Origin of the sequence: Luteibacter sp. UNCMF331Sha3.1 (assembly GCF_900109915.1) — a bacterium.
Taxonomy (GTDB): domain Bacteria; phylum Pseudomonadota; class Gammaproteobacteria; order Xanthomonadales; family Rhodanobacteraceae; genus Luteibacter.
In genome coordinates this window covers 904,880-928,778 of record NZ_FOBU01000001.1, presented here as the reverse complement: position 1 = coordinate 928,778, position 23,899 = coordinate 904,880, and the positions used below count along the sequence as shown (strand labels likewise).

Annotated in this window: 24 protein-coding genes; 14 read left to right on the top strand and 10 right to left on the bottom strand. The window is 67.3% G+C overall.

The window, feature by feature from the left end; translation table 11 throughout:
* Nucleotides 1-28: 28 nt before the first annotated feature.
* Nucleotides 29-586 (bottom strand): cob(I)yrinic acid a,c-diamide adenosyltransferase, encoded by a 558-nt coding sequence (locus tag BMX32_RS04135; protein ID WP_089974824.1) that lies wholly within the window; start codon nt 584-586, stop codon nt 29-31.
* Nucleotides 587-632: 46 nt separating this feature from the next.
* On the opposite strand from BMX32_RS04135, the gene ubiH reads away from it, so the two are divergent.
* The 3 genes from ubiH (at nt 633) to BMX32_RS04120 (ending at nt 3,991) form a co-directional block, all read left to right on the top strand.
* Complete coding sequence (ubiH, locus tag BMX32_RS04130; protein WP_089974820.1) at nt 633-1,841, top strand: 2-octaprenyl-6-methoxyphenyl hydroxylase; 1,209 nt, start codon at nt 633-635, stop codon at nt 1,839-1,841.
* On the top strand, nt 1,838-3,052 hold the full coding sequence (locus BMX32_RS04125) for a UbiH/UbiF/VisC/COQ6 family ubiquinone biosynthesis hydroxylase (RefSeq protein WP_089974817.1): 1,215 nt from the start codon (nt 1,838-1,840) through the stop codon (nt 3,050-3,052). The genes ubiH and BMX32_RS04125 overlap by 4 nt, the downstream gene beginning before the upstream one ends.
* Nucleotides 3,053-3,193: 141 nt before the next feature.
* A complete protein-coding gene (locus tag BMX32_RS04120) occupies nt 3,194-3,991 on the top strand; it encodes a dienelactone hydrolase family protein (RefSeq protein ID WP_089976910.1) in 798 nt (265 codons plus the stop codon).
* Nucleotides 3,992-4,007: 16 nt separating this feature from the next.
* Here BMX32_RS04120 and BMX32_RS04115 read toward each other — a convergent pair whose 3' ends face one another.
* Nucleotides 4,008-5,006: a polyprenyl synthetase family protein gene (locus BMX32_RS04115; protein WP_089974814.1), complete on the bottom strand. Its 999-nt coding sequence runs from the start codon at nt 5,004-5,006 to the stop codon at nt 4,008-4,010.
* Nucleotides 5,007-5,137: 131 nt separating this feature from the next.
* On the opposite strand from BMX32_RS04115, the gene BMX32_RS04110 reads away from it, so the two are divergent.
* The 7 genes from BMX32_RS04110 (at nt 5,138) to BMX32_RS04080 (ending at nt 12,057) form a co-directional block, all read left to right on the top strand.
* A complete protein-coding gene (locus tag BMX32_RS04110) occupies nt 5,138-6,337 on the top strand; it encodes an MFS transporter (RefSeq protein WP_089974809.1) in 1,200 nt (399 codons plus the stop codon).
* 201 nt (nt 6,338-6,538) lie between these two features.
* Nucleotides 6,539-7,099, top strand: coding sequence for a fimbrial protein (locus tag BMX32_RS04105; RefSeq protein WP_089974806.1), 561 nt, complete (start codon nt 6,539-6,541; stop codon nt 7,097-7,099).
* A 73-nt stretch (nt 7,100-7,172) separates the two neighbouring features.
* The gene (locus BMX32_RS04100; RefSeq protein WP_089974803.1) at nt 7,173-7,907 is read left to right on the top strand and encodes a fimbrial biogenesis chaperone; all 735 of its coding nucleotides are present in this window, start codon (nt 7,173-7,175) and stop codon (nt 7,905-7,907) included.
* 16 nt (nt 7,908-7,923) lie between these two features.
* Nucleotides 7,924-10,326: a fimbria/pilus outer membrane usher protein gene (locus BMX32_RS04095; RefSeq protein WP_089974800.1), complete on the top strand. Its 2,403-nt coding sequence runs from the start codon at nt 7,924-7,926 to the stop codon at nt 10,324-10,326.
* A 17-nt stretch (nt 10,327-10,343) separates the two neighbouring features.
* Entirely contained in the window at nt 10,344-10,838 is a 495-nt protein-coding gene (locus BMX32_RS04090) for a fimbrial protein (protein WP_170843557.1), read from the top strand.
* Between the two features lie 123 nt (nt 10,839-10,961).
* The gene (gene ssb / locus BMX32_RS04085) at nt 10,962-11,564 is read left to right on the top strand and encodes a single-stranded DNA-binding protein (RefSeq protein WP_089974795.1); all 603 of its coding nucleotides are present in this window, start codon (nt 10,962-10,964) and stop codon (nt 11,562-11,564) included.
* Between the two features lie 76 nt (nt 11,565-11,640).
* Complete coding sequence (locus BMX32_RS04080) at nt 11,641-12,057, top strand: Sbal_3080 family lipoprotein (protein WP_089974792.1); 417 nt, start codon at nt 11,641-11,643, stop codon at nt 12,055-12,057.
* 10 nt (nt 12,058-12,067) lie between these two features.
* Here BMX32_RS04080 and BMX32_RS04075 read toward each other — a convergent pair whose 3' ends face one another.
* Nucleotides 12,068-12,916, bottom strand: coding sequence for a LysR substrate-binding domain-containing protein (locus BMX32_RS04075; RefSeq protein WP_089974789.1), 849 nt, complete (start codon nt 12,914-12,916; stop codon nt 12,068-12,070).
* Between the two features lie 98 nt (nt 12,917-13,014).
* On the opposite strand from BMX32_RS04075, the gene BMX32_RS04070 reads away from it, so the two are divergent.
* Nucleotides 13,015-13,788, top strand: a complete 774-nt coding sequence (locus tag BMX32_RS04070) for an alpha/beta hydrolase (RefSeq protein ID WP_089974786.1) — start codon at nt 13,015-13,017, stop codon at nt 13,786-13,788.
* 68 nt (nt 13,789-13,856) lie between these two features.
* Here the strand turns inward: BMX32_RS04070 and BMX32_RS04065 are convergent, their stop codons facing one another.
* Nucleotides 13,857-14,318 (bottom strand): PA2169 family four-helix-bundle protein, encoded by a 462-nt coding sequence (locus BMX32_RS04065; protein WP_089974784.1) that lies wholly within the window; start codon nt 14,316-14,318, stop codon nt 13,857-13,859.
* A gap of 173 nt (nt 14,319-14,491) precedes the next feature.
* Between BMX32_RS04065 and BMX32_RS04060 the strand changes: the two genes are divergently transcribed.
* Complete coding sequence (locus BMX32_RS04060; RefSeq protein WP_089974781.1) at nt 14,492-15,304, top strand: SDR family NAD(P)-dependent oxidoreductase; 813 nt, start codon at nt 14,492-14,494, stop codon at nt 15,302-15,304.
* Between the two features lie 111 nt (nt 15,305-15,415).
* Nucleotides 15,416-17,755, top strand: coding sequence for a S9 family peptidase (locus tag BMX32_RS04055; protein ID WP_089974776.1), 2,340 nt, complete (start codon nt 15,416-15,418; stop codon nt 17,753-17,755).
* A gap of 33 nt (nt 17,756-17,788) precedes the next feature.
* Here BMX32_RS04055 and msrB read toward each other — a convergent pair whose 3' ends face one another.
* The 4 genes from msrB to BMX32_RS04035 all read right to left on the bottom strand — a co-directional run bounded on the left by msrB (nt 17,789) and on the right by BMX32_RS04035 (nt 20,596).
* Nucleotides 17,789-18,373, bottom strand: coding sequence for a peptide-methionine (R)-S-oxide reductase MsrB (msrB, locus tag BMX32_RS04050; RefSeq protein WP_089974773.1), 585 nt, complete (start codon nt 18,371-18,373; stop codon nt 17,789-17,791).
* Between the two features lie 78 nt (nt 18,374-18,451).
* Nucleotides 18,452-18,799 (bottom strand): glycine zipper 2TM domain-containing protein, encoded by a 348-nt coding sequence (locus BMX32_RS04045; RefSeq protein WP_089974770.1) that lies wholly within the window; start codon nt 18,797-18,799, stop codon nt 18,452-18,454.
* A complete protein-coding gene (locus tag BMX32_RS04040; protein ID WP_244511400.1) occupies nt 18,796-19,743 on the bottom strand; it encodes a YihY/virulence factor BrkB family protein in 948 nt (315 codons plus the stop codon). The genes BMX32_RS04045 and BMX32_RS04040 overlap by 4 nt, the downstream gene beginning before the upstream one ends.
* Nucleotides 19,744-19,885: 142 nt before the next feature.
* Nucleotides 19,886-20,596, bottom strand: a complete 711-nt coding sequence (locus BMX32_RS04035) for an HAD family hydrolase (protein WP_089974767.1) — start codon at nt 20,594-20,596, stop codon at nt 19,886-19,888.
* Between the two features lie 74 nt (nt 20,597-20,670).
* Between BMX32_RS04035 and BMX32_RS04030 the strand changes: the two genes are divergently transcribed.
* Complete coding sequence (locus tag BMX32_RS04030; protein WP_089974764.1) at nt 20,671-20,862, top strand: CPXCG motif-containing cysteine-rich protein; 192 nt, start codon at nt 20,671-20,673, stop codon at nt 20,860-20,862.
* Nucleotides 20,863-20,902: 40 nt separating this feature from the next.
* Here BMX32_RS04030 and BMX32_RS04025 read toward each other — a convergent pair whose 3' ends face one another.
* On the bottom strand, nt 20,903-22,240 hold the full coding sequence (locus BMX32_RS04025) for a carbohydrate porin (RefSeq protein ID WP_089974761.1): 1,338 nt from the start codon (nt 22,238-22,240) through the stop codon (nt 20,903-20,905).
* A gap of 120 nt (nt 22,241-22,360) precedes the next feature.
* The gene (locus tag BMX32_RS04020; RefSeq protein WP_089976903.1) at nt 22,361-23,884 is read right to left on the bottom strand and encodes a CoA-acylating methylmalonate-semialdehyde dehydrogenase; all 1,524 of its coding nucleotides are present in this window, start codon (nt 23,882-23,884) and stop codon (nt 22,361-22,363) included.
* Nucleotides 23,885-23,899: the final 15 nt, after the last annotated feature.

Here is a 23,899-nt window from a genome sequence, read left to right as displayed (position 1 = left end):
CGGTCGAGCTTACACCGAGGCAGCGGCTCTAATCGCGCGGACGACGTTCATGCTGCCACAGCACTTCGCCATGGCCGCTGCGCCGGGCGAGCACGCGCGCCATCACGAACAGGAGATCGGAGAGGCGGTTCAGATAGCGCTGCGCCTCCGGCCGGACCGCTTCCTCGCGGCCGAGCGCCACCACCTCGCGCTCCGCGCGGCGGCAGATGGTGCGCGCGAGGTGGCAGGCGGACGCCGCCATGCCGCCGCCGGGCAGGATGAAATCCTTCAGTGCCGGCAGGTCGGCGTTGAAGCCGTCGAGGACACTCTCCAGCTGGTCGATGTCGCGCGCCTGCACCATCGCCATGCCCGGAATGCACAACTCCCCGCCCAGGTCGAACAGCTCGTGCTGGATCTGGGCGAGCGCCTCGCGGATATCGTCGTCGATGCCGGCGGCCACCACCATGCCGATGGCGCTGTTCAGCTCGTCGACGGTTCCGTACGCGCTGACGCGCAGGGAGTCCTTGCCGGTGCGGCTGCCGTCGCCGAGACCGGTGCTGCCGTCGTCGCCGGTACGTGTGTAGATCTTCGAGAGTCGGTTACCCATCGCCGCATTCTAGGGTGCTTTCACGCGGGCCGGGTATGATCCGCGGATGAGCCAGTCCGAACCCATTCTTATCGTCGGCGGGGGCCTCGTCGGCGCCAGCCTGGCCATCGCCCTCGACACCGCTGGCATCCCGTCGGTGCTGGTCGAGGCGGCGGCACCGCGCGTGGACGACCAGCCCAGTTACGACGAGCGCAACCTCGCGCTCGCCAGGGCGACCGTGAACGGGCTGGACGCGATCGGTGTGTGGGCCTTCGCGAAGGAGCGCGCCACACCGATCGTTCACATTCATACGAGCCGCGCGGGCGACTTCGGCAGCGTGCGGATGGACGCGGCCGCCGAGGGGGTGGATGCCCTCGGCTGGACGCTGCCGGCGCGCGAACTGGGCGCGGCGCTGCTTCGCCGGCTGGACCGCTGCACGCACCTGACCCGCCTCGCGCCCGCGCGCGTGGAAGGCATCGAACGCAGCGAGCACGGCTGGTGCGCGACGATCGACGCCGCCGGCGAGCGCCGCCGGTTGAGCACGCCCCTGCTCGTCGGTGCCGATGGCACGGCGTCGGGTATCCGCGCCCAGCTCGGCATCGGCACCCGCGAGCACGATTACGAACAGGCGTTGTTCGTCAGCACCATGCTGCCGGAACGCGATCCGGCTGGCCGTGCGTTCGAGCGCTTCACCGACGGCGGCCCCGTCGCCGTGCTGCCGCTTGCCGACCGGCGGGTGGGTGTCGTTCTCACGGTGCCCGCGGACCGGGCCGACGAGGTCGCGGCGATGGACGACACCGCCTTTCTCGCCTTCGCGCAGGAGCGCTTCGGCTGGCGCCTCGGCCGCCTGACACGCCCCGGGAAACGGGCGCCTTATCCGATCCGCCGCGTCGCCGCCGACACCCTCGTCGCACCGCGCGCCGTGCTCGTCGGCAACGCGGCGCAGACGGTGCACCCCATCGGCGCGCAGGGCTTCAACCTGGGCCTGCGCGATGCGCTGACGCTCGCCGAGCTCGCGGCGGACGCCGCGGACATCGGGTCGCCCGCGATGCTCGCGGAATACGCGCGTCGCCGCGCGCCGGACCGCGAAGGCACGATGGCGATGAGTCACGGGCTGATCCGCCTCGCCTGCCTCGAGCAACCGATGCTCGGGCCACTGCGCTCGCTGGCGATGCTGGCGCTCGACCGGGTGCCGCCGTTGCGTCGTGCGCTGAGCCGCCGGGGCATGGGATTCCGCGAAAACGCACCCTTCGCCGTGCGGGAGAAAACGCCATGAGCGACACGTGGTCGTCAGGCGGTTCGCGACGCCGTGCCGGTAGCCTGCTCGACGTCGCGGTCGTGGGCGGGGGCATGGTGGGCGCCGCGGCGTCGCTGGCCCTCGCGCGCGCGGGATTCTCGGTGGCGCTGGTCGACGCCCGCGAGCCCGCGGCGTGGTCCGCGACCGACGAGATCGATCTGCGTGTCGTTGGCCTCGCGCCATCGTCCGTCGCGTTGCTCGACGGCCTTGGCGTGTGGGACACCATTCGCGCCGCCCGCGCCTCCGCCTACGAGCGGATGGTGGTCTGGGACGCGGAGAACGGCGCGACGCTTCGCTTCGATGCCGCCGACGAAGCGCGCGACGTGCTCGGCTATATCGTCGAGAACGGCCTCGTGCAGGCGTCGCTGTGGCAGGCGCTCGACGATGCGGGTGTCCGGCGCATCGTGCCCGCCGAAGTGGTGGGCTACGCGATGCGCGAGGACCGCGCCCAGCTGGATCTCGCCGACGGACAAATCGTGTCGGCACGCCTCGTGGTCGCAGCGGATGGGGCGGAGTCGCCCTTGCGCGAGATGGTCGGCATCGGTACCCATGGCCGCGATTACGCGCAGCGTGGCGTCGTCGCGCACGTCGCCACGGCGCGGCCGCACGAGCGCACCGCGTGGCAACGCTTTCTCCCGACCGGGCCGCTCGCCTTCCTGCCGCTCGACGACGGACGCTGTTCGATCGTGTGGTCGCTGCCGGACGTCGAAGCGAAGCGCGTGATGGCGCTGGACGACGGCGCTTTCCGCGACGCATTGGGTGTGGCCTCCGACTTCCGTCTCGGACCCATCCTTTCCGTCAGCCGCCGCGCCGCGTTTCCACTGCGCCTGAAGCTGGCCGACCGCTACGAAGTCGGCCGGCTGGTTCTGCTCGGCGATGCCGCGCATGCGGTGCATCCGCTCGCGGGGCAGGGCGTGAACCTGGGTCTGCGGGACGTGGCGGAACTCCGCGACACGCTGGTCGACGCACGCGATGCCGGCCGCGACATCGCCGCCACCCACGTGCTGCGCCGGTACGCCCGCCGGCGCCGCAGCGCGGATGGCCTCGATGCCTGGTCGTTCGACGCGCTGGCGCGTGTCTATGCGTGGAAGGCCTCGCCGCTGGTCACGGCACGCGGCGTCGGTGTCCGTGTGCTCGACGCGCTGGGTCCGCTGAAGCGCAGGCTCGCCCGCCACGCGGCGGGGCTGTAAAAAAACCGGCGGGCTCAGGTTTCGCCCTGAAGGAGCGCCCTTGGGCGCGAGGGCGGCTCGCCGCAAGCCCGCTTCGCGCCCAGGTACGTTCCTGCAGACGAGCGGCGCTATGCTTGCGCCACTTCCCCGGGAGACATGCCGATGCGCCGTTCGCTGCTTGCCTTGTCCTTGCTGGTTTTCGGTTACGCCGGTGTCGCTTCGGCGGCGATGGTCGCCAGGCCGGTGCAGTGGACCGACCAGGGCGTCACCTACAAGAGCTTCCTCGTCTACGACGACGCGGTCACCGCGAAACGCCCCGGCGTGCTGATGGTGCCCAACTGGTATGGCATCAACGACATGGCGCTGGCCAAGGCGAAGGAGATCGCGGGTAAGGATTACGTGATCCTGCTGACCGACATGTACGGCGGCACCACGCGTCCGACGACCGCCGAGCAGGCCGGTGCCGTGGTCAAGCCGCTCTATGCCGATCGCAAGATCATGCGCCAGCGCGTGTCGCGCGCGTTCGCAGAGTTGCAGTCGCAGGCGAAGAACGCCCCGATCGACACCACGAAGCTCGCGGCGATCGGTTTCTGTTTCGGCGGTTCGGCGGTGCTGGACCTGGCGCGCGCGGGCGCGCAGGTCGCCGCGGTCGTCAGCTTCCATGGCGGTCTCGCCACCGACGATCCGAAGCTGGCGTCGAACATCCACGCCAGCGTCCTCGCGCTCAACGGGGCCGACGACGCGGGCTCGCCGCCGGACGTGCGCGCGGCGTTCGAGGCGGAGATGCGCGACGGCAAGGTCGACTGGGCATCGGTGGATTTCGGCGGCGCGGTGCATTGCTTCACGGAGAAGGAAGCCACGACCGCCGAAGGCAACTGCCGTTACGACGCGAAGGTCGCGAAACGCACCTACGGCGCCATGCATGCATGGCTCGCCGAGGCCTTCGCCGCGAAGCGATGACGCGTCTGGCGGCGCCTCAGAAGCGCCGTTCGACCGAGTAATCGGCGAGCGCCGCGAGGGCGTCGCGGAAGGTCGACGGCGGGAGATCGGTCAGCGCTTCCCGGGCGGCGGTCGCGTGGGCCACCGCCTTCTCGTGCGTACGCTCGAGCGCACCGGCGTCACGGATGGCGGCGACGATGCGATCGAGCGAATCGAGCCCGCCGTGTTCGATGGCGTGGCGCAGCGACTTCAGCTGATCGTCGTCCGCCGTCTGCATCGCGTAGATCAGGGGCAGCGTGGGCTTGCCCTCGGCGAGGTCGTCGCCGATGTTCTTGCCGAGTGTCTCGGCATCCGACACGTAATCGAGCAGGTCGTCCGCGATCTGGAACGCATAGCCGAGTTCCATGCCGTAGCGACGAAGCGCGGCGGTCTGGGCATCGGGAAGGCCGCCAAGCACACCGCCGAGCTCGGTCGCGGCCGCGAACAGCACGGCCGTCTTGCGTTCGATCACCGCGAGATAAGCGGCCTCGTCGACATCGGCGTTGCCGATATTCAGCAGCTGCAGTACCTCGCCCTCGGCGATCGTGTTGGTCGTGTCGGCCAGGATGCGCATGATGCGCATGTCGTCGAGCTCGACCATCAGCTGGAACGAGCGGGAATAGAGAAAGTCGCCGACGAGCACGCTGGCGGCGTTGCCCCAGAGCGCGTTGGCCGTCTTGCGGCCGCGCCGCATGTCCGACTCGTCCACCACGTCGTCGTGGAGCAGCGTGGAGGTGTGGATGAATTCGACGATCGCGGCGAGCTTGGCATGCTCGGTGCCCTCGTAGCCGGCGGCGCGGGCGGCGAGTACATGCAGCATCGGCCGCAGACGCTTACCGCCGCCGGCGATGATGTGGTCGGCGATCCGGTTGATCAGCACCACGTCGGAGGACAGGCGATGCCGGATCAGTGCATCGACATCCTTCATGTCGTCCGCCGCCAGGGCGCGCACGCCGGCGAAATCGAGAGGGGTGGAACGAGCGGCGATGGAAGACATGGACCCTGTTCGTGTGCGGCAAATCAGCTCGCATTATAGGGGGCATGCCGGTGGTTTCGGCGTGGATGGCCCTTACCCCTCGTATACTCGCCCGCGATGTCCATCTACCGCAGCCCGTCCCGGATCGCCCGGTGAGCAAACTCAGTCCCCTGGAACGCCGGGCCGCCTTCACGCTCGCGGGCGTCATCAGCCTGCGTCTTTTCGGCCTTTTCCTCGTGCTGCCGGTGTTTTCCGTCTACGCGCGGGGCATGCCGGACGCGACGCCGTTCCTCATCGGCCTGGCACTGGGCGTCTACGGGATCGGCCAGATGCTGCTGCAGATACCCCTCGGTCTCCTTTCCGACCGCATCGGCCGGAAGCCCGCGATCACGCTGGGTCTCGCCGTGTTCGCGGCCGGGGGGCTCGTCGCCGCGCTGTCGCACACGCTCGCGGGCATCGTGCTCGGCCGTGGCCTGCAGGGCATGGGCGCGGTGGCCGGCGCGGGCACGGCGCTGGCCGCCGACCTCACGGCCGAGGAGAATCGCGGGAAGGTGATGGGGATCGTCGGCGTGTCGATCGGCATGTCGTTCCTGCTGGCGCTGATCCTCGGACCGCCGCTGGAGGCGGTCGCCGGCCTTTCCGGCCTGTTCGGACTGACGTCGATGCTCGCTCTCGTCGCCATCGCGATGCTCTGGCTGCGCGTGCCCACGCCGGTGCGCGCCTCGCGTAGCGCAGGGGCGCAGCCGGGCAGCGTCGTCGCGATGCTGGCCGATCGTCGCCTGTGGGTGCTCAATGGGTCGGTGTTCTTCCTGCATGCCCTGCTGACCGCGAGCTTCGTCGGCCTGCCGATCCTGCTCGTGGATGGGCTGCGCATCCCCGTGGCCAGCCACTGGATGCTTTATCTGCCCGTGATGGTCGTGGCCGCCGCGGCGATGGGCGTGCTGCTGCCGCGCATGCGCGACGACACGCGCGCCGCGCGGATGGTCGTTGGCGCCGTCGTCGCCATCGGTCTCGCACTGGCCGGCATGGCCGCCGCCGGAACGAGCCCCGTCGCGCTGGGCGTCGCGGCGACCGTGTTCTTCGGCGCGTTCAACCTGCTCGAGGCGGCGCTGCCGAGTCTCGTGTCGCGACTGGCACCGGCGTCCCTGCGGGGCGCGGCCATGGGTGCGTATGCCACCAGCCAGTTCTTCGGCGCGTTCGTGGGTGGCGCCATCGGTGGCATCGCACTGGGACACCTCGGCGCCCATGGCGTCTTCGCGGCCGCCGCGGCGATGACGCTCGTCTGGCTGCCGCTGACGCTGTGGGGCGCGCGGCGCACGGCCGCGCCCGACGGCGCCACGAACGCGGCCTAGCACGGCACTCGTCGAACCCTACATGCGGTAGAGCCAGGCAACGACGCCGGCGCGGGTGAGCGCCCGCGTCGGGCGACGTTGGCGGCGTTTTTTCAGAATTTACGTATCGAATGGCGGCGACGGGATGCGCAGACTTCCGCGTGCACGCCGTTCACCCCTGCGGTGCGGCGGGCGACCCTTTCTCCTGACAGGACACCCCGCATGCCCAAGACCCTCGCCACGGTCGGTGCAACCGCGCTGACGCTCGCCGCCGCGCTCATGCCCTCGACCACCCGCGCCGCCAACGACGGCACCATCGAAATCACGGGCGACATCGTCGCGACGACCTGCCTCGTGGAAGGCAAGCCACCGGGCGCCGGCAACATCACGAAAGACGTCCAGCTCGCCGGCATCAGCGCCGGTTCGCTATCGAAGCCCGGGGCGACCGCCGGCGACCGCGGCTTCGAGATCCGCATCGGCGGCAACGACGAGTGCACCGACGGCACTATCGCGAAGATCCGCTTCGACCCGTCGAGTCCCGCACTCGACCGCTCCACCGGTCGTCTCAACATCGACGCGTCGGCGGGCGCGGCGAGCAACGTGCAGATCGAGATCGCCAACGGCAACGGCAAGCCGATCAACCTCTATACCGAGGATTCCGAAGGCGCGCAGATCTCCGCCCACGAGGCCGCCATTCCGCTCATCGCCCGCTATTACAGCCTTGGCGGCGCGAAGGAAGGCAAGGCCGCTTCCCGCGTCGGCTTCCAGGTCGTGTATCAGTAAGCAAGGCAACGCGACGCCGGCCGGGTTCCGTGCCCGGCCGGATCGCAGGGACGTCGCAGACAAAGGAATCGTCATGTCCATAAAGCTCCTGGCGCTGGTCGCCGTGTCGTTCTTCGTGCTCGCGCCCGCTCGTGCGGCCATCGTGATCGGCGGCACGCGCATCGTGTTTCCCGCCGCATCGCGGGACGTATCGCTGAAAATCCAGAACAAGGGCAGCGATCCCGCGCTCGTGCAGGCGTGGATCGACGACGGTGACGTAACGTCCACGCCAACGACCGCGAAGGCCCCGTTCGCCATCACGCCGCCCGTGTTCCGCATCGATCCCGCCCAGGGGCATTCGCTGCGTATCGTGCATGTGGGCGATACGCCGGCGAGCGGGCGTGAAACCGTCTACTGGCTCAATGTGCTGGAAATCCCTCCCAAGTCGGCGGAAGCGGCGGGCAAGAACGTGTTGCAGCTCGCCTTCCGGCACCGCATCAAGCTCTTTCACCGGCCCGCCGATCTGTCAGGCTCCTCCGACAAGGCACCCTCGACCCTGCGCTGGTCGGTGGAACGCGAGGGGGCGCGAACGCAGGTGCGGGTCGACAACCCGTCGCCTTACTACGTGTCGTTCAACGCGGTGAGCCTTCCCGCGACAAAGCCCGGCGAAGCGCCACTATCGCTCGGCGGCGGCATGGTCGACCCGGGCGGATACGCACGTTTTCCCGTCGCCGAGGGTCAGGGCCGCCGTCGCATCGATGCCGTCGCGTTCGTGACCATCAACGATTACGGCGCCACGGTCCCCGGATCGGCGGCGATCGCCGAATGACGGCCGCGCTCACGTCATGGCGCACCGCCCGCTGGCCGCGACGCGTCGCGCGCGCACCCTTCTGGCCCTCGCCGGGGTCGCGGTAATGCGTGCGGCGATCGCGCAGGAAAACCGGATCGTGGCGTTCGATGCGGCGTTCCTGCCCGACGGCCCCTCGACCCTCGACGTCACGCGATTCGCTCGCGGCAATCCCGTGCTTCCCGGCACCTACGATGTCGACATCTGGCTCAACGACGAATGGCAGGCGCGCAAGTCGATCCGATTCGCGTCGGGCGACGAGGCCACGGATGCCGTGGCATGCCTCGACGCGGACGATCTCGTCGCCTTCGGTGTCGATGCTGCCGCCGTGCAGCCGATCGGTGATCCCTGCGAGCCTCTTGCCCGACGTGTACGCTCGGCGTCGGTGCGTTTCGACGTCGGCGAACAGCGCCTGGACATCGAGGTACCCCAGGCTGCGTTGCAGAGACGACGTGGCGATGTGGCCGCCCCGGCGCAATGGGACGAGGGCGTCACGGCGATGACACTCGCGTGGCGCGGCGGCGCGCGCCGTGCGGATGCCCGGTCCGGCAGCAACGTGTCGTCTTATCTGTCGGCCGACGCCGGTCTTCATCATGGTCCATGGCGTCTGCGTCACGCCGGGGCGATGGCGTCGGGCCGCTACCGACGTGGCAGTACCTACGTCGAGAGGCATCTCGTCGCATGGCGATCGCAGGTCCGGATCGGCGACGTCGTGTCGGCGGGTGACCTGTTCCCACCCGTTCCCTTTCGGGGCATCTCGCTCGCGAGCGACCCGCGCATGTCGGGCAATGGCATGGGTAACGCCGCGCCGCGTATCAGTGGCGTCGCTGCGACCCGCGCGACCGTCCGGATCGCGCAGCATGGCATCGTGCTTCGCGAGGTCGTCGTGCCGCCGGGCCCTTTCGTCATCGACGACTTCTACGCCTCAGGGCGCGCGGGCGACATCGATGTGGACGTCGAGGAAAACGACGGACACCACCAGCGATTCCGCGTGCCGTATTTTCCGGTGCCCGAACGGCTGGGCGAAGGTCGCACCGTCGTTTCCTTCGATGCCGGTCGCATGCCGGGAGCGAACGTGCCGGCTAACGTCGCGCAGGCCACGTGGCGTCACGGTTTTCCGGGCGAGGTCACCGCATACACCGGATGTCGCGAGACCGGCGGCGTGTTCGCGATGCTCGTCGGGGGTGCGGTCGACACCCTCGCAGGAGCCCTCGCGGCCGACACCACCCACGCCGTGGCGGGGCATGAACGGGCACGCTCGTGGCGGTTGCGGCACGGCATACGCTGGGGGCAGGGCAGCATCCTGTCGACATCGATGAGCGGCGGCCGCGACATCGTGCGCGCTCGTCATCGCGATCCCGCCGGTCTCGTGTCGGGTCGCCGTATCGACATGCTTCTCCAGCGCGACCTCGGCGGTGAGCGCGGTTATCTGAATGTGAGCATCGGTCGCGCGTCGCGGGCCGCCGACGAGGCGTCGGTCGAGCACGGTCTGTCGTGGACGCGGAGCTGGAACCGCCTCTCGCTCGACCTCTCGCTGCGGCACACGCGTCGGGACGACGGTACATCGGTTCGTCGCGATGTTTCCGGCCAGTTCGGCGTGTCGATGCCGCTCGGCGTTCCTTCCCCCGCGCAGTTGCACGCCGCCACGCAGGCGTCGACCCATGCGGCGGGTGGGCGGCTCGGCCTTCATGGTGCCGTCGGTAACGACGCCGATACGACGTACACGGTGGCCCTGGCGCACGAGACGGCGGAGGGCGCGCGCGTGGACGCGTCGGTCGGCCGGCGTTTCGGCGGGGCGGAGATTTCCGCGGCGGTCGATCGCTCGGTGGCGGCGCGCACGGTGGCCCTGGCCGCGTCCGGTGGCGTGGTGGTGCACGCCGGTGGCGTCACCTTCGCCCAGCGGCTCGGTGACGCCACCGGTCTCGCGCACGCGGCGGGAGCGCGAGGCGCGCGCCTGGGTGGCTATTCGGGTGTACGGCTCGATCGCCATGGCTACGCCGTGCTCCCGTCCCTCATGCCGTATCGCTGGAACGCCGTGGATATCGATCCCACCGGCGTGTCGCTCGATGTCGCGATGGGGTCCACGCACCGGCGTGTCGCCCCCACGGCCGGTGCGGTGGTTCTCGTGCCGTTCGTCACCCAGGTCGGCCAGACGCATCTGGTCGTCGCGCGGCGGGCCGATGGGGCACCCCTCCCTTTCGGCGCCGAAGTCGTCGACCACGAGGGCCGTTCCGCCGGCATCGTCGGGCAGGGCGGCCTGGTTTTTCTTCGCGCCGGGACATCGGCCAGCCACTGGACCGCGCGTTGGTCCGGCGATCCACCCGGTACCTGCGAATTGCGACTCGGCGATGCCGGAACCACCGCCGCCGGCGACATCCGACACACGGGAGTATGCGAATGACCCTCACGTCCCCTTTCTTGCGCACTTCGCGCCTCGCCCTGGCCGCCTTGCTCCCAGTGGCGACCGGCACGTCGGCGCTCGCATCCGACACGCTGACCTTCGCGGTTCGCGGGTCGATCCGGCCCTCGTGCGGCCTCGCCGCCGATCGCGTCAGGATCGACCTCGGCGCCGTGACGGCGGCCGAACTCGCCGGCGGCACGTCCCCGTGGCGCGGGGCCGCCTTCACCGGCACGGACTGCGTGGGCGTCACCCGGGCGACCGTCACCCTGACGGCCACACCATTCGGTCCGGATCCCCGCTACCTCGCGGCGACCGGGACCGGTGGCGGGGTGGCGATCGAGCTCCGTACCGCGGACGGGGCGCCGCTCCCGCCGGATGGGGTGACCTCCGCGGGGTTTCACTGGCCGGCCGGCAATCCGGTGCTGGGGTTTCAGGCGCGGTACGTCCGGGTAGGGGCGCTGCGGCCTGGCGGGGCGGGCGCCAGTGCCCAGATCCATATCCGCTGGGAATGAGGCACCCGGCCGGCGGCTCGTCGCCCGGCCGACGTTCGACTAAACTACCGGGTCAGTTCTGACCCACGCACACCGTCGCCCCGGCAGGGTGCGCCAGGACGTTACGTACAAGAGGGCAAATGCATGGCACGCGGCATCAACAAGGTCATCATCGTCGGCAATCTCGGCGCAGACCCGGAAACCCGTTACACCGGTAACGGTACGGCGATCACGTCCTTGCGGCTCGCCACGTCCGAAGCCTGGACCGACAAGCAGAGCGGCGAAAAGCAGGAGCGCACCGAGTGGCACCGCGTCAAGCTGTTCGGCAAGCTCGCGGAAATCGCTGGTGAATACCTGAAGAAGGGCCGCCAGGTGTACATCGAAGGCTCGCTGCGCACCGACAAGTACACGGACAAGGATGGCGTCGAGCGTTACTCGACCGACATCATCGCCAACGAGATGCAGATGCTCGGCGGCCAGGCCGGTGGCGGCGGCGAAGGCGGCGGCTTCGGTGGCGGTCAGGGCGGCGGTCGTTCGCAGCCCGCGCGTAGCCAGGGCGGTGGCGGTCAGGGCGGCGGCAACTGGGGTGGCGGCGGTGGTGGCGGAAGCCAGCAGCGCGGCGGCAACTTCGGTGGCGGCCAGCCGCGTGGCGGCGACGACTACGGCCAGCCGCGCGGCGGCAATGCACCGCAGCGCTCCGCGCCGCCGGTCAACGAAGGCTTCGACGACGACGACATCCCGTTCTGAGTCGATAGTCCTGCAAGTGTCATACGATGGACGGGCGCCGCATGGCGCCCGTTTCGTTTCTACAGGGGAAAATCTGATGCGTTATCTCGCTGCGGCTCTCGTGCCGCTCGTCGTGGCCGGCTGTACGTCGGTGCAGGTGCGGCCGCTGGATCCGTCGTTGCATGTCCAGCACGTGTGCATCCAGGAGAATCCGGACGTCATCGTCAAGGATTTCCTGCCCGTGCTTCGCGACGGGTTCCAGAGGCACGGCATCGCTACCGACGTCTATTCGACGATCCGTCCGGAAGCGTGCCCATACGTCCTGAAGTACACCGCTCTGCAGTCATGGGATTTCGCGTTGTATCTGTCGCATGCCGAATTGCGCATGGAACACGATGGACGACAGATCGCGTTCGCCGAGTATCACCTCAAGGGCAAAGGTGGCTTATCGATGGCGAAGTGGCAGGGCGTGAAGACGAAGATGGATCCCGTCATCGATCAGCTACTGAAATAAACCGCATACGTCAGAGCTCGCGCGCGGCGTCCACGAGCACGCGCTCCAGCGCTTCGGCCGCATCGGTCAATGCGGGTTGCCGGTCGATCACGTATTCCATGACGCCAAGGTCCGGCAGGTCTTCGTCGAGCCGCGCCATCCCCTCGGGGATGGCATAACCGGTGAACGCGCCGACGCCGAGGCCGGCCATGATGGCCGCGTGGATGACGAGCACACTGCTGCTGACCACGGCGATCCGGTGTGGGCGTCCGACGGACTTCAGCGCGTCGAGGATGCGTTCGCGCGAGATGCTCGGTTCGGGATGGACTGCCAGCGGCAACATCGCTTCGCCGACCGGCCGGGGGCGCGAAGCGCTGCCGCACCAGCACAGCGGTTCGGTTCTGACGACGTAACCACGGCGACTGCCGCTGAGCCGCTTGGCGAAGACGAGGTCGTGCCGGCCTTCGCTGAGGCCGCGGAACAGTTCGCTGCTGAGTCCCGTGGTGATGACCAGCTCGACCTCGGGGTTCCGCTGCACGAAGGCGGCGAGGGCACCCGCGAGGCGCGACGACGCGAAGTCTTCGGGCAGCCCCACGCGCACCGTGCCATTGAGCGATGGGCCGCAGACGCTCGTCATCGCCTCGTCCATCAGGTCGAGGATGCGCAGGGCATAACCGTGCAAGGTATCGCCATTTCTTGAAAGCCGGACGTTGCGGGTATCGCGCTCGAACAGCGGCAATCCGACGAGTTCTTCAAGCCGCCTTACGTGCTGGCTGACCGTGGATTGCGACAGACAAAGGTGTTCGGAGGCTACGGTGAAGCTTCCCGTGCGCGCCACGACGACGAAACTGCGAAGCAATTCGGTGGGTAACGGACGCATCGTTTTTCCCGATAAATGCGCGCTGATTACTTCATAAATCCGGCCACCGGAACGGGATACGCTTTTCTCGCACCCTCCCACTCCAGCGGACCACACTCATGAACCTCAAATCCCTGATCCTGTCGCCGATGCTCGCCCTCGCCGCTACCGCCGCGGCCACTCCCGCCATGGCGGCCACGCCCGTGAAAGACATCGTGCTCGTGCATGGCGCCTGGGTCAACGGCAGCGGCTGGCGTCCGGTGTACGACGTCCTCGTGAAAGACGGCTACCACGTATCCGTCGCGGAACACCCGCTCACGTCCCTCGGCGACGACGTCACCGCGGTGAAACGTATCGTCGACATGCAGCAGGGTCCGGTGATCCTCGTCGGCCACAGCTACGGCGGCGCGATCATCACCGACGTCGGCAACGATCCCAAGGTGGTGGGCCTCGTTTACATCGCGGCACATGCATTGGACGAAGGCGAGACGGAAGTCGCCAACGGCAAGCGCTTCCCGAGCGCCACGAGCAAGACGCCGGACATCAAGAAGACGGCCGACGGCTTCCTCTATCTCGATCCCGCGAAGTACCCGGCGGACTTTGCCGCCGATCTGAATCCAGCGCAGGCGGCATTCGAGGCTAACGCGCAGGAACTGACCGCGGCATCCGTATTCAATTCGCCGGCGGGCAAGCCGGCATGGAAGACGAAGCCTAGCTGGTACGCCGTCGCGACGGCCGACCGCATCATCAACCCGGACCTCGAGCGCATGTACGCGAAGCGTGCCGGCAGCCAGACGATCGAAGTGCAGGGCGCGAGCCACTCGGTGTATCAGTCGCATCCGAAGGAAGTCGCGGCGCTGATCGAACAGGCGGCGAACAACGCGGTGAAGTGATCGATGGCCGGCTCCCACCAACGAAAAAGGCCCGGAAGAATCCGGGCCTTTTTTGCGGTACCGCTGGATCAGTTCGTACCGTGCAGCGCGTGCTTGAGATCGCGCATCTGGTCGTGACCCGTCTTGACCGACGCATAGGCCTGACCGATCAGCGTGCGCGTGCCGGCGCTCAGATCCTGATCCTTCATGGCGTCTTCGTACTTCGCCTTGATGTGGTCTTCGCCGCGCTCGACTTCGTCGACGATCGCCGTGTCGTCCTTCGAGCTCATCTTCGCGCGCAGCTCGACGAACATGCGGTGAGCCTTCGCGAGCACGGTGCCATCGTCTTCCGGCGTGCCACCCAGCGAACGAACCTGCTGCTGCAGCGTCTGCGTCACCTGACGGCGTTCCGCGGCGCGCGACTGGAACTGGGCGGAGTAGCGCGTGTTCTCGGCGTCCTTGGCGGCTTCGCCATAGCCCTCGGCACTGTCGATCGTGGTCTCGATAAGGCTGTTGAGGACCTTGATGTCGTGTTCGGTGCTGGTGGTCATCGTTGCGCTCCTTTTTTACTTCAGGGAAGTGTTGCGTGGGCCGACAGCTTCGCCGTCCGGGGGTGCACGAATCCGTGAACATCGCGTGCGAGTCGCGCACACACGGCGAAACCGTTCATTCAGGGCGATGCGGTGCATACTTCGCCCTCACGCGGTTACCACGGGAATACACCATGGCTTCGAATCGCCGCGCCCTGGTCACGGGCGCGTCAGCCGGCATCGGCGAGGCATTCGCACGCGAGCTCGCGCGTCGCGGACACGACCTCGTGCTCACGGCACGGCGTGCGGATCGTCTGGAAGCGCTGGCGCGCGAGCTGCGCGACCGGCACGGCATCGAGGTCATCGTCGCGCCGCTCGATCTCGCCTGGCCCGATGGCGTCGAAGCACTGGTCGCCGCGCTCGACGCGCAGGCGCTGACCATCGATGTGCTGGTCAACAACGCGGGTTACGGCGTGACGGGCTATTTCGACGAACAGCCATGGCCCGTCCATGCCGCCTTCATCCAGGTGTTGATGACCGCGCCGACGGAGCTCGCTTACCGTCTGCTGCCCGGCATGAAGGCGCGAGGCTACGGTCGCATCGTCAACGTCGCGTCCCTCGCGGGCCATGTTCCCGGGTCGGCGGGACATACGCTCTACGCCGCGTCCAAGGCCTACCTGATCCGGTTCTCGCAGTCGCTGGCGCTGGAAGGGAAGGGCACGGGCGTCCATGCCACGGCGGTATGCCCGGGCTTCACGTATTCCGAGTTCCACGACGTCACGGGCTCCCGGGCATTGGTCTCCAGGATGCCGTCGTTCATGTGGATGGACGCGCCCACGGTCGCGAGGCAGGGTCTCGACGCCGTGGAGGCCGGCAAGGCCGTCTACGTCAACGGCCGCGTGAACCGCCTTATTAAGGGCTTCTTCAAGCTGATCCCGGACGCGCTGGCCCTGAAACTGGTGGAACGGCAGGGCCGTCGCTTCCGAACCGGCCCTCACCGGGGCTGATCCGGCCACCCGACCGTGACCTCTGGCATAGGCCTCGCCAGGCGGCGGGGGCTAGCCTCGTTCGGTTTGCGGCGCCTGTCGCGCCGCCGAAGCCGTCACCGGGGATCCTTGATGTCGACAATACGCACCACGGCGCTTACCGGCGCTGTCCTCCTTGGCCTGATCGGGGCGTCCGCCTCGGCGCAGACCGTCAGCACGGACGACTACCGCCGCGCGGATTCGTTCCTCGCCGTCAATACGGCGCCGCTCGTCGACCACTCGGTCCAGCGTGTCACGTGGATCGACGACGGCCATTTCTGGTACCGCGACCACGACAAGGATGGCGACCAGTTCATCCGGGTCGACGCGGCCACCGGCGAATCCTCCCGCGCCTTCGACCGCGACAAGGTCGCGGCGGCGCTTTCCACGGCCACCGGCAAGAAGGTCGATGCGGCGAAGCTGCCCGTCACGGGGTTCGTCGTGCGTCCGGACGACGGCCTCGACATCACGTCGCGCGGCAAGCAGTACGTCTGCGACAAGGCCATCGGCAAGTGCGAACTCGCCGCGGAGAAGAAGGATGCGAAAGGCAAGCCCTTTGGCGACGAGCCGGGTCTCGCGTCGCCGGACGGCAAGTCCGCCGCCTTCATCCGTGACTGGAACCTCTGGGTGCGCGACGTCGCCACGGGTGCCGAGACGCAGCTGACCACCGATGGTGTGAAGGATTACGGTTACGCCACCGACAATGCCGGCTGGAAGCACACCGACGAGGCGATCCTCGTCTGGTCGCCGGATTCGAAGAAGATCGCCACGTTCCAGCAGGATCAGCGCAAGACCGGCGAGATGACGCTCGTCAGCGTCAACGTCGGCCATCCGAAGGTCGATACCTGGAAATATCCGCTGCCGGGCGACAAGGACGTGACCATGATCGAGCGCGTCGTGATCGACGTGCCGACGAAGAAGACCGTTCGCTTCAAAATGCAGCCGGACCAGCATCGCTCGACGATCTGCGACGACGTGTCGTGCAGCCCCGGCGTGTGGGACGACGTGCGCTGGTCGGCCGACGGAAAGTCCGTCGCGTTCGTCTCGACGGCGCGCGACCACACGCACGAGTGGTTCCGCGTGGCAAACCCGGAAACGGGCGACGTACGCACCGTGTTCGACGAAAAGGCGAAGACCTATTTCGAAGGCGGCAACGACATGGCCAACTGGCAGTACGTGCCGGAGACGGACCAGGTCGTGTGGTTCTCGGAGCGGAGCAACTGGGGCCACCTGTACATGGTCAGCCTCAAGACGGGCAAGCTCGAGCACGCCATCACGCAGGGCGACTGGAACGTCACCCAGGTGCTGCACATCGACCCGAAGACCAAAACGATCTGGTTCCGTGGTGTCGGCCGCGAGAAGGGCGTCGATCCGTACTACCAGCAGTTCTACAAGGTGGGCTTCGACGGCAAGGGCCTCACGCTGCTCACGCCGGAGAACGCCGATCACACCATTTCGATGTCGAAGGACGGCACGTACTTCTTCGATTCGTACTCGACGATCGATACGCCGCCCGTCGCCGTGGTTCGCCGCGCCGACACCGGTGCCACGGTGAAGGAAATCGCTCGTGCCGACATCTCGCGCCTGAAAGCGAAGGGCTGGGTGCCGCCCACCGCGTTCACCGTGAAGGCGCGCGACGGCAAGACGGACCTCTACGGCCAGATGTTCAAGCCGACGAACTTCGACGCCTCGAAGAAGTACCCGCTCGTCGTCTACATCTATCCGGGCCCGCAGGTCGGCTCGGTGCGCACGCGCAGCTTCATTCCCTCGCATGGCGACAACCAGGCGCTGGCCGAACTCGGCTTCGTCGTGGTCGCGGTAGACGGCATGGGCACGCCGCTGCGCTCCAAGGCGTTCCACGACGCGTACTTCCAGAACATCGGCGACAACACGCTGCCCGACCAGGTCGCGGCGGTGAAGCAGCTGGTGAAGAAGTACGCGTGGCTCGACGGCGATCGCGTCGGCATCTGGGGTCATTCCGGCGGCGGCAACGCCACGGCGACCGCGATGTTCCGTTATGCCGACACCTTCAAGGTCGGCATCTCGGAGTCGGGCAACCACGACAACCGCAATTACGAAGACGACTGGGCCGAGAAGTGGCAGGGCCTGCTCGTGACCGACAAGGACGGCAAGTCGAACTACGACGACCAGGCGAACCAGAAGTGGGCATCGGGCCTGAAGGGTCACCTCATGCTGGCCCACGGCACGTCGGACGACAACGTGCCGCCGTACGAGACCTTGCTGGTGGTGGATGCCCTGATCAAGGCCAACAAGGACTTCGATCTGGTGATGATCCCGAACGCGCACCACGGTTACGGCGCGGCGACGCAGTACATGACGCGCCGCCGCTGGGATTACTTCGTGCGCAATCTCAGGAACGAGACGCCGCCAAAGGAATTCGAACTCACGCCGATGCCGCCTCCGGGCGGCTGATGAAAGAAGCCCCGCGAACGCGGGGCTTTTTTTTCAGGCGACGGGCGCGAAGCGCATCGCGCCGGCGTTCATGCAGTACCGTAGTCCCGTCGGGTCCGGGCCGTCGTCGAAAACGTGTCCCAGGTGCGCGTCGCAGCGGGCGCAGTTCACGGCGATGCGTTCCTCGAGCAGGCTGCGATCCGTCTTCTGCACGATGTTCCGCTTCGAGATCGGCTGCCAGAAGCTCGGCCAGCCCGTGCCGGAATCAAACTTGGTCGCCGAGTCGTAAAGAGCCGTATCGCAGCCGATGCAGCGATAGATGCCGTTATCGTGGCGATTCCAGTTCTCGCCGGTGTACGGCGGCTCGGTGCCTTCGTGGCGGGTGATGTAGTACGAGCGCGTCGACAGCTTCGCCTTCCACTGTTCGTCGGTCAGCACCACGCGTTCTTCGACGCACGTGCCGAGCGGCTTCTTGTCGGGAGCGAAACAGTCGAGCGTGACCGGCCCGGTCTTCGGCGGCGGGACATCCGCGGCGACCGCGGGCCGGATAGATCGCAGCACGAAGGGCAGGGAAGCCGAGGCGACGGCCGTCACGGCCAGCACACCAAGGAAACGACGTCGATCGGGATCGTGGCGCATGCTGCCTCCGAGGGGCGGGGGCCGGACGGCCCCCTTCCCACACCAGACCGGCGTTAGCGGCCCGGCATTACACGTCGGTCAGTCGTTGACCCAGTGGCATTCGCGATGGGTCTCGTACCGGGCGTTCTTGTTCTGGTGGTTCTTCTGGATCTGGTTACCCGCGTAGCCGCCGCCCACCGCGCCGGCGACGGTCGCGAGCGTCTTGCCCTTGCCTCCGCCCACCTGGTTGCCCAGCAGGCCGCCCGCGACGGCGCCCACACCGGTGCCGATCAGGCGATTGTTGTCCTTGGACTGGATTTCCTTGGTCTCGACGTCGCGGCACACCTGGTGCTGGCTACGCCGTGCCTGCGCATCGGCCGGCGGCGGGGTGAAGGCAGCCGCGCTGGCAAGGGTGATCGCGGCGGCGGCGAGGAGAGCGGTCTTCATGGGTGTTCCTCCTTCTCGGTGGTCTTCAGGGATACCGCCGCGCTCGTGACGGACGGGTCAATCCGGGGGCTCTCGGGCGTACGGGTCGACATCGCGTATGGCCGCGGTTTAATTGGCGTGCCCCGCACTTCGGCGACGGCCTCGGTCAGCTCGGCGCCAAGCAGCAGGATCAGTGCCGAGTAATAGACCCAGACCAGGAGCACCACCACGCCGCCCGCCGGGCCGTAGGGCCCGCCGACGTTGCTGCGATCGAGGTAGATGGCGATGGCGAACTTGCCGACCGCGAACAAGAGGGCCGTGAGGGTCGCGCCGATCATCGCGTCGCGCCATTCGATGATGGCGTCCGGCAGCACCTTGTAAATGGCTCCGAAGATCAGCACGAAGACGCCCAGGGAGATCAGGATCTCGAGCACCTGCCAGCCCGTGGTGCCGCCACGAACGAACACGGCGATGAGGGCGCTGGCGGAGAAGGAAATCACGAGCAGGAACGCCAGCGACAGCAGCAGGCCCAGCGCGTGCATGCGCGCCCGCAGCCAGCCCACGATGGCGCCCCGGGTCGAGCCGGGGCGCGGCTGGAGGCTCCACACCCGGTTCAGCGCGCCCTGCAGCTGGGCGAACACCGCCGACGCGCCGACCAGCGTCACGCCAAGGCCGATCACGCCCGCCATGCTGCCGACGCTCGGCTTCTGTTTCGCGTTCTCGATGACGAGCCGCACGGCGTCGGAGGCACGCGGCCCCACCAGCCCGTTCAGGCTGTCGATCAGTTGTGTCTGCCATTCCGGCCGCAGTGATGCGACGACCCACAGCAGCAGCACCAGCAGCGGCGCGAAGGACAGCGCCGAGTAGAACGCCAGTGCCGCGGCACGGGTCATCAGCTCGTCGTCGCTGAATCCTCGCGCGGTGGTGCGGATGACCCGCCAGATGAGTTTCAGCTTCGCGTGCACGGGAGCCTCCTTGTCGTTCGCGGCCCAGCTTACGGCTCCGGTGCGAAGGGGATGTCGAGCCCTTCGGTGGGAGCCAGCCTGCTGGCGAAGGGTGCTCGCGGCAAGCACCCTTCGCCAGCAGGCTGGCTCCCACCAGAGCCGTCTATCCGACTGACGAATGCATGCGTGCGATAGCTTCAGGCACACCGTTCGCGCCCGCTACTTCGATGACGCGCTCGCCCATGGCGAAATCGTCAACGAGCTCGTGCGCCCAGGTGCTGTGGTACGGCATGTAGACGCCCCAGCCGCCCAGTTCGACCACCGGCGCGATGTCCGATTTCAGGGAGTTGCCGACCATCGCGAAGCGCGCCGGTGGGATGTCGAACTCGGCGAAAAGGCGGCGGTAGGCCGCGGGATCCTTTTCCGAGACGATCTCGATCCGATGGAAGATGTCGGCGAGGCCGCTTCGGGCGACCTTGTATTCCTGATGGAAGAGATCGCCTTTCGTGATCAGCACCACGCGGTGCGTGGCGGCCACAGCCGTCACCGCGTCGCGGATACCGGGAAGGAGCTCGACGGGATGCGCCAGGACGTCCTTGCCGAGGCGAACGATGCGATGGATGTCGCGTGCCTCGATCCGGCCGTCCGTCAGTTCGATGGCGGACTCGATCATCGACAGGGTCATGCCCTTGGCACCGTACCCGAAGAGGGCGATGTTGCCGCGTTCGGTGGCGAGCAGCGCGTCGCGCAGGCCGTCGCTGGCGAGGTCCACGTAGCGCCCGAGGATCGCCTCGAAGGACGCTTGCGCGTCGTCGTAGAACTCCTGGCTGCGCCAGAGGGTGTCGTCGCCGTCGAAGCCGACCAGGTCGATCATGGCATGCAAGTCCCGGGGGTTACGGCCCGGTAGGATAGCGCGAACCCACCCATCGAGGCCCCGGAGACCCCGTCATGTTCGATTTCACCGACATCGCATGCCCGTATTGCGGCGAAACCATCGAGGTCGCCGTCGACGTCTCGGCGGGCAGCCAGACGTACATCGAGGATTGCCAGGTGTGTTGCCGTCCGATCGTGATGCGGCTCGTGGTCGACGAGGGGGACGAATCCTTCGAGCTCACGGCATCCGCGGAAAACGACGGCTAGAAGCACCGTGGGAGCGGCCTTGGCCGCTCCCACACGCGCATCAGAACGCGACGCTGGTCTTCAGACCGAGCACGAAGGCGTTGTCGTTCTGCTTGCTGCCGCCCGGATCCTTGATGTACTGGAGGTTCGGGCGGATCGCGACCGAAGCGATCGGCGACCAGCTGTAGAACACTTCCACCACTTTCTCGTACCCGTCGTTGATCACGCGGGCCTGTTCCGGATTCAGCGCGTTGAGCAAGCGCTGGTTCTTCGCGGCATAGCCGTTCGCGTGCGTGGCACCGAAGGCCGCGCCGACGAAGTCGTTCGGACGATCGAAGATGCCCTTGTACTCGACACCGACCGCGACCTGGCTGTTGGTCGCGGAGGTGGCGTGGTCGGCGGCGGTGTAGTTGAAGAACGCCGTCGTGCCCTTGCCGCCGGCTTCACCGGTGAACTGCTGCTGGAAGGTCACCCATGCGCCGCGACGCGAATCGTGCTGCAGCGCCGTGCCACCCGCCAGCGCGAGCGGCTGATGATCGGTGTTGAGATAGAGGTCGTCACCGTCGGAGGTGTTGTACCAGACGCCCGCGCGGTACGAGCCGGGCAGGCCGTTGACCGAAGGCTTCCAGCCGAATTCCAGCGGGATCAGCGCTCCAGTGGTGCCGCTCGGGAAGTCGGGCTTCCAGCCGTTGCGACGCGCATACGAGTCGTCGACGTACTTCGGGTTCACCTGATATGCCGCGATCTGGACGAAGGTGTCGCTCGTCGTATTGAGCTTGAGCACCGTGGCCCACTGGCTCGTCGGCCAGTTCACCCAGTAGTCGCCCACGATGTTGCCCGGAGGAGCACCGCAGAACGTGAGGTTCTGGAAGTCGCACGAGAACTGGTTGATCTCCTCGCCCACCGGCAGGCGGCCGAGTTTCCACGTCAGGCGGCCATCGAAGAACTTCTGTTCCAGCGCGAAGATCGTGAGGTGCCACGTCTGACCGCGCCCGTACACTTCCTGGATCAGCTGGTTGTTGCCGATGTTCGCATCCGCGCCGAGATTGCGGCCGTTACGGTCGGTGATCACCACCTTGAAGGTGGCGCCGCTCCATCCCCAGAGCTTCTCCAGATCGAAGGCGCTGCCGAATTTCCACTGGTCGGTGTAACGCGTGAGGCGACGGTCGCCGCCCGAATAATTGTGCGCGGCCTGGAAGCCGTAGCCGAAGTCGAACGTGATGCCCTTGTCCGCGAGGCGCGTGCGCTCGCCATTCCAGTCGCCGAACAGGTACTTCCTGTTGGCCAGGCTGTCCGTATCGGAGGTCGATGCGTCCTGTGCGTGCGCGGCGACGGTACCGAAAGCGAGGCAGGCGACGATGACTCTGGCAAGGGGATGCTTGATCAATGAATGGCGCATGTGCCCTTCTCCCTGAAAGAAAAAAATTATGCTTTTGCGTATTTCGATTTTGTTTATGCCAGTTGCGACGCAACATGTTTTCGTTGTGCACAACCGAGCAATGATAGTTCTTTTGTCATATCAATGCGTGGGCATCGCGAACTCTGCGCCGGTGCTTTCGCTGTGGTTCAGCCAACGCTGTGTAATGGCCTTCTGTTTTGTGTAGAAGCGCACGGATTCCGGGCCGTGAGCGTGGTGATCGCCCATCAGGCTCTTCTTCCATCCGCCGAAACTGTGGAACGCCATCGGCACCGGAATGGGAACGTTGATCCCGATCATGCCGACCTGGACGCGGTGCGCGAATTCCCGCGCCACCTGGCCATCGCGCGTGAAGATCGCCGTGCCGTTGCCGAACTCGTGCGCGTCGACCAACGCGAGCGCGCTCGTGAAATCCGCAACGCGCACCACGCAGAGAACGGGTCCGAAAATTTCTTCCTTGTAGATTCTCATCGCCGGCGTGACGCGATCGAACAACGTTCCGCCGACGAAGAAGCCCTGCTCGCAACCCGCGACACGATGACCGCGGCCATCCACGACGAGCTCCGCGCCGGATGCCACGCCGTCGTCGATGTAACCGGTGATGCGATCGCGATGCACGGCCGTGACGACGGGGCCCATCTCGATCGACTCGTCGAGGCCGTGGCCGATCCGCAATGCCGCCACGCGCGGAGCAAGCTTCGCGACCAGCGCATCCGCCGTGGCCTCGCCGACGGCCACCGCCACCGAGATCGCCATGCAACGCTCTCCCGCCGCGCCGTAACCGGCGCCCATCAGCGCATCTGCGGTCTTGTCGAGGTCGGCGTCGGGCATGACGATCATATGATTCTTTGCCCCGCCCAAGGCTTGGACGCGCTTACCTTTCGCGCATCCCCTTGCGTAAATGTATTCGGCGATGGGGGTGGAACCGACGAAGCTGACGGCCCGCACCAGATCGTGATCCAGCAGGGCGTCCACGGCGGTCTTGTCGCCGTGCACCACGTTGAACACGCCGTCGGGAAGGCCGGCCTCCTTCAGCAGCTTCGCCAGCTCCACGCCGAGCGAGGGGTCGCGTTCGGACGGCTTGAGCACGAACGTGTTGCCGCAGGCCACCGCCATCGGGAACATCCACATGGGCACCATCGCCGGAAAGTTGAACGGCGTGATGCCGACGCAGACGCCGAGCGCCTGGCGCATCGTCCATGCGTCGATGCCGTTGGCGATCTGCTCGGTGTACTCGCCTTTCATCAGTTCGGGGATGCCGCAGGCGTACTCCACCACCTCGAGCCCGCGCTGCAGCTCGCCCTTCGCATCGGAGAGCACCTTGCCGTGCTCCGACACGATGATCCGCGCGAGTCGATCCATGTCCCGTTCGATCAGTTCCTTGAGGCGGAACATCACGCGCGCGCGCTTCAGCGCGGGTGTCTGCGACCATTCGGGAAACGCGGCGTGCGCCGCGCGCACGGCGGCGTCGACGTCGGCGGCCGATGCCAGGTCCACTTCGGCGGACGGCACGCCGCGCGCAGGATCGTAGACGGGCGCGCTGCCGGCAGGCGACCCGGCGTACGGCCGGCCGGCGATGAAGTGACCGATGCGGGGGAGGGTGTCGGGGGAGGGCTGGGCGGACATGTCTTGGTTACTCCG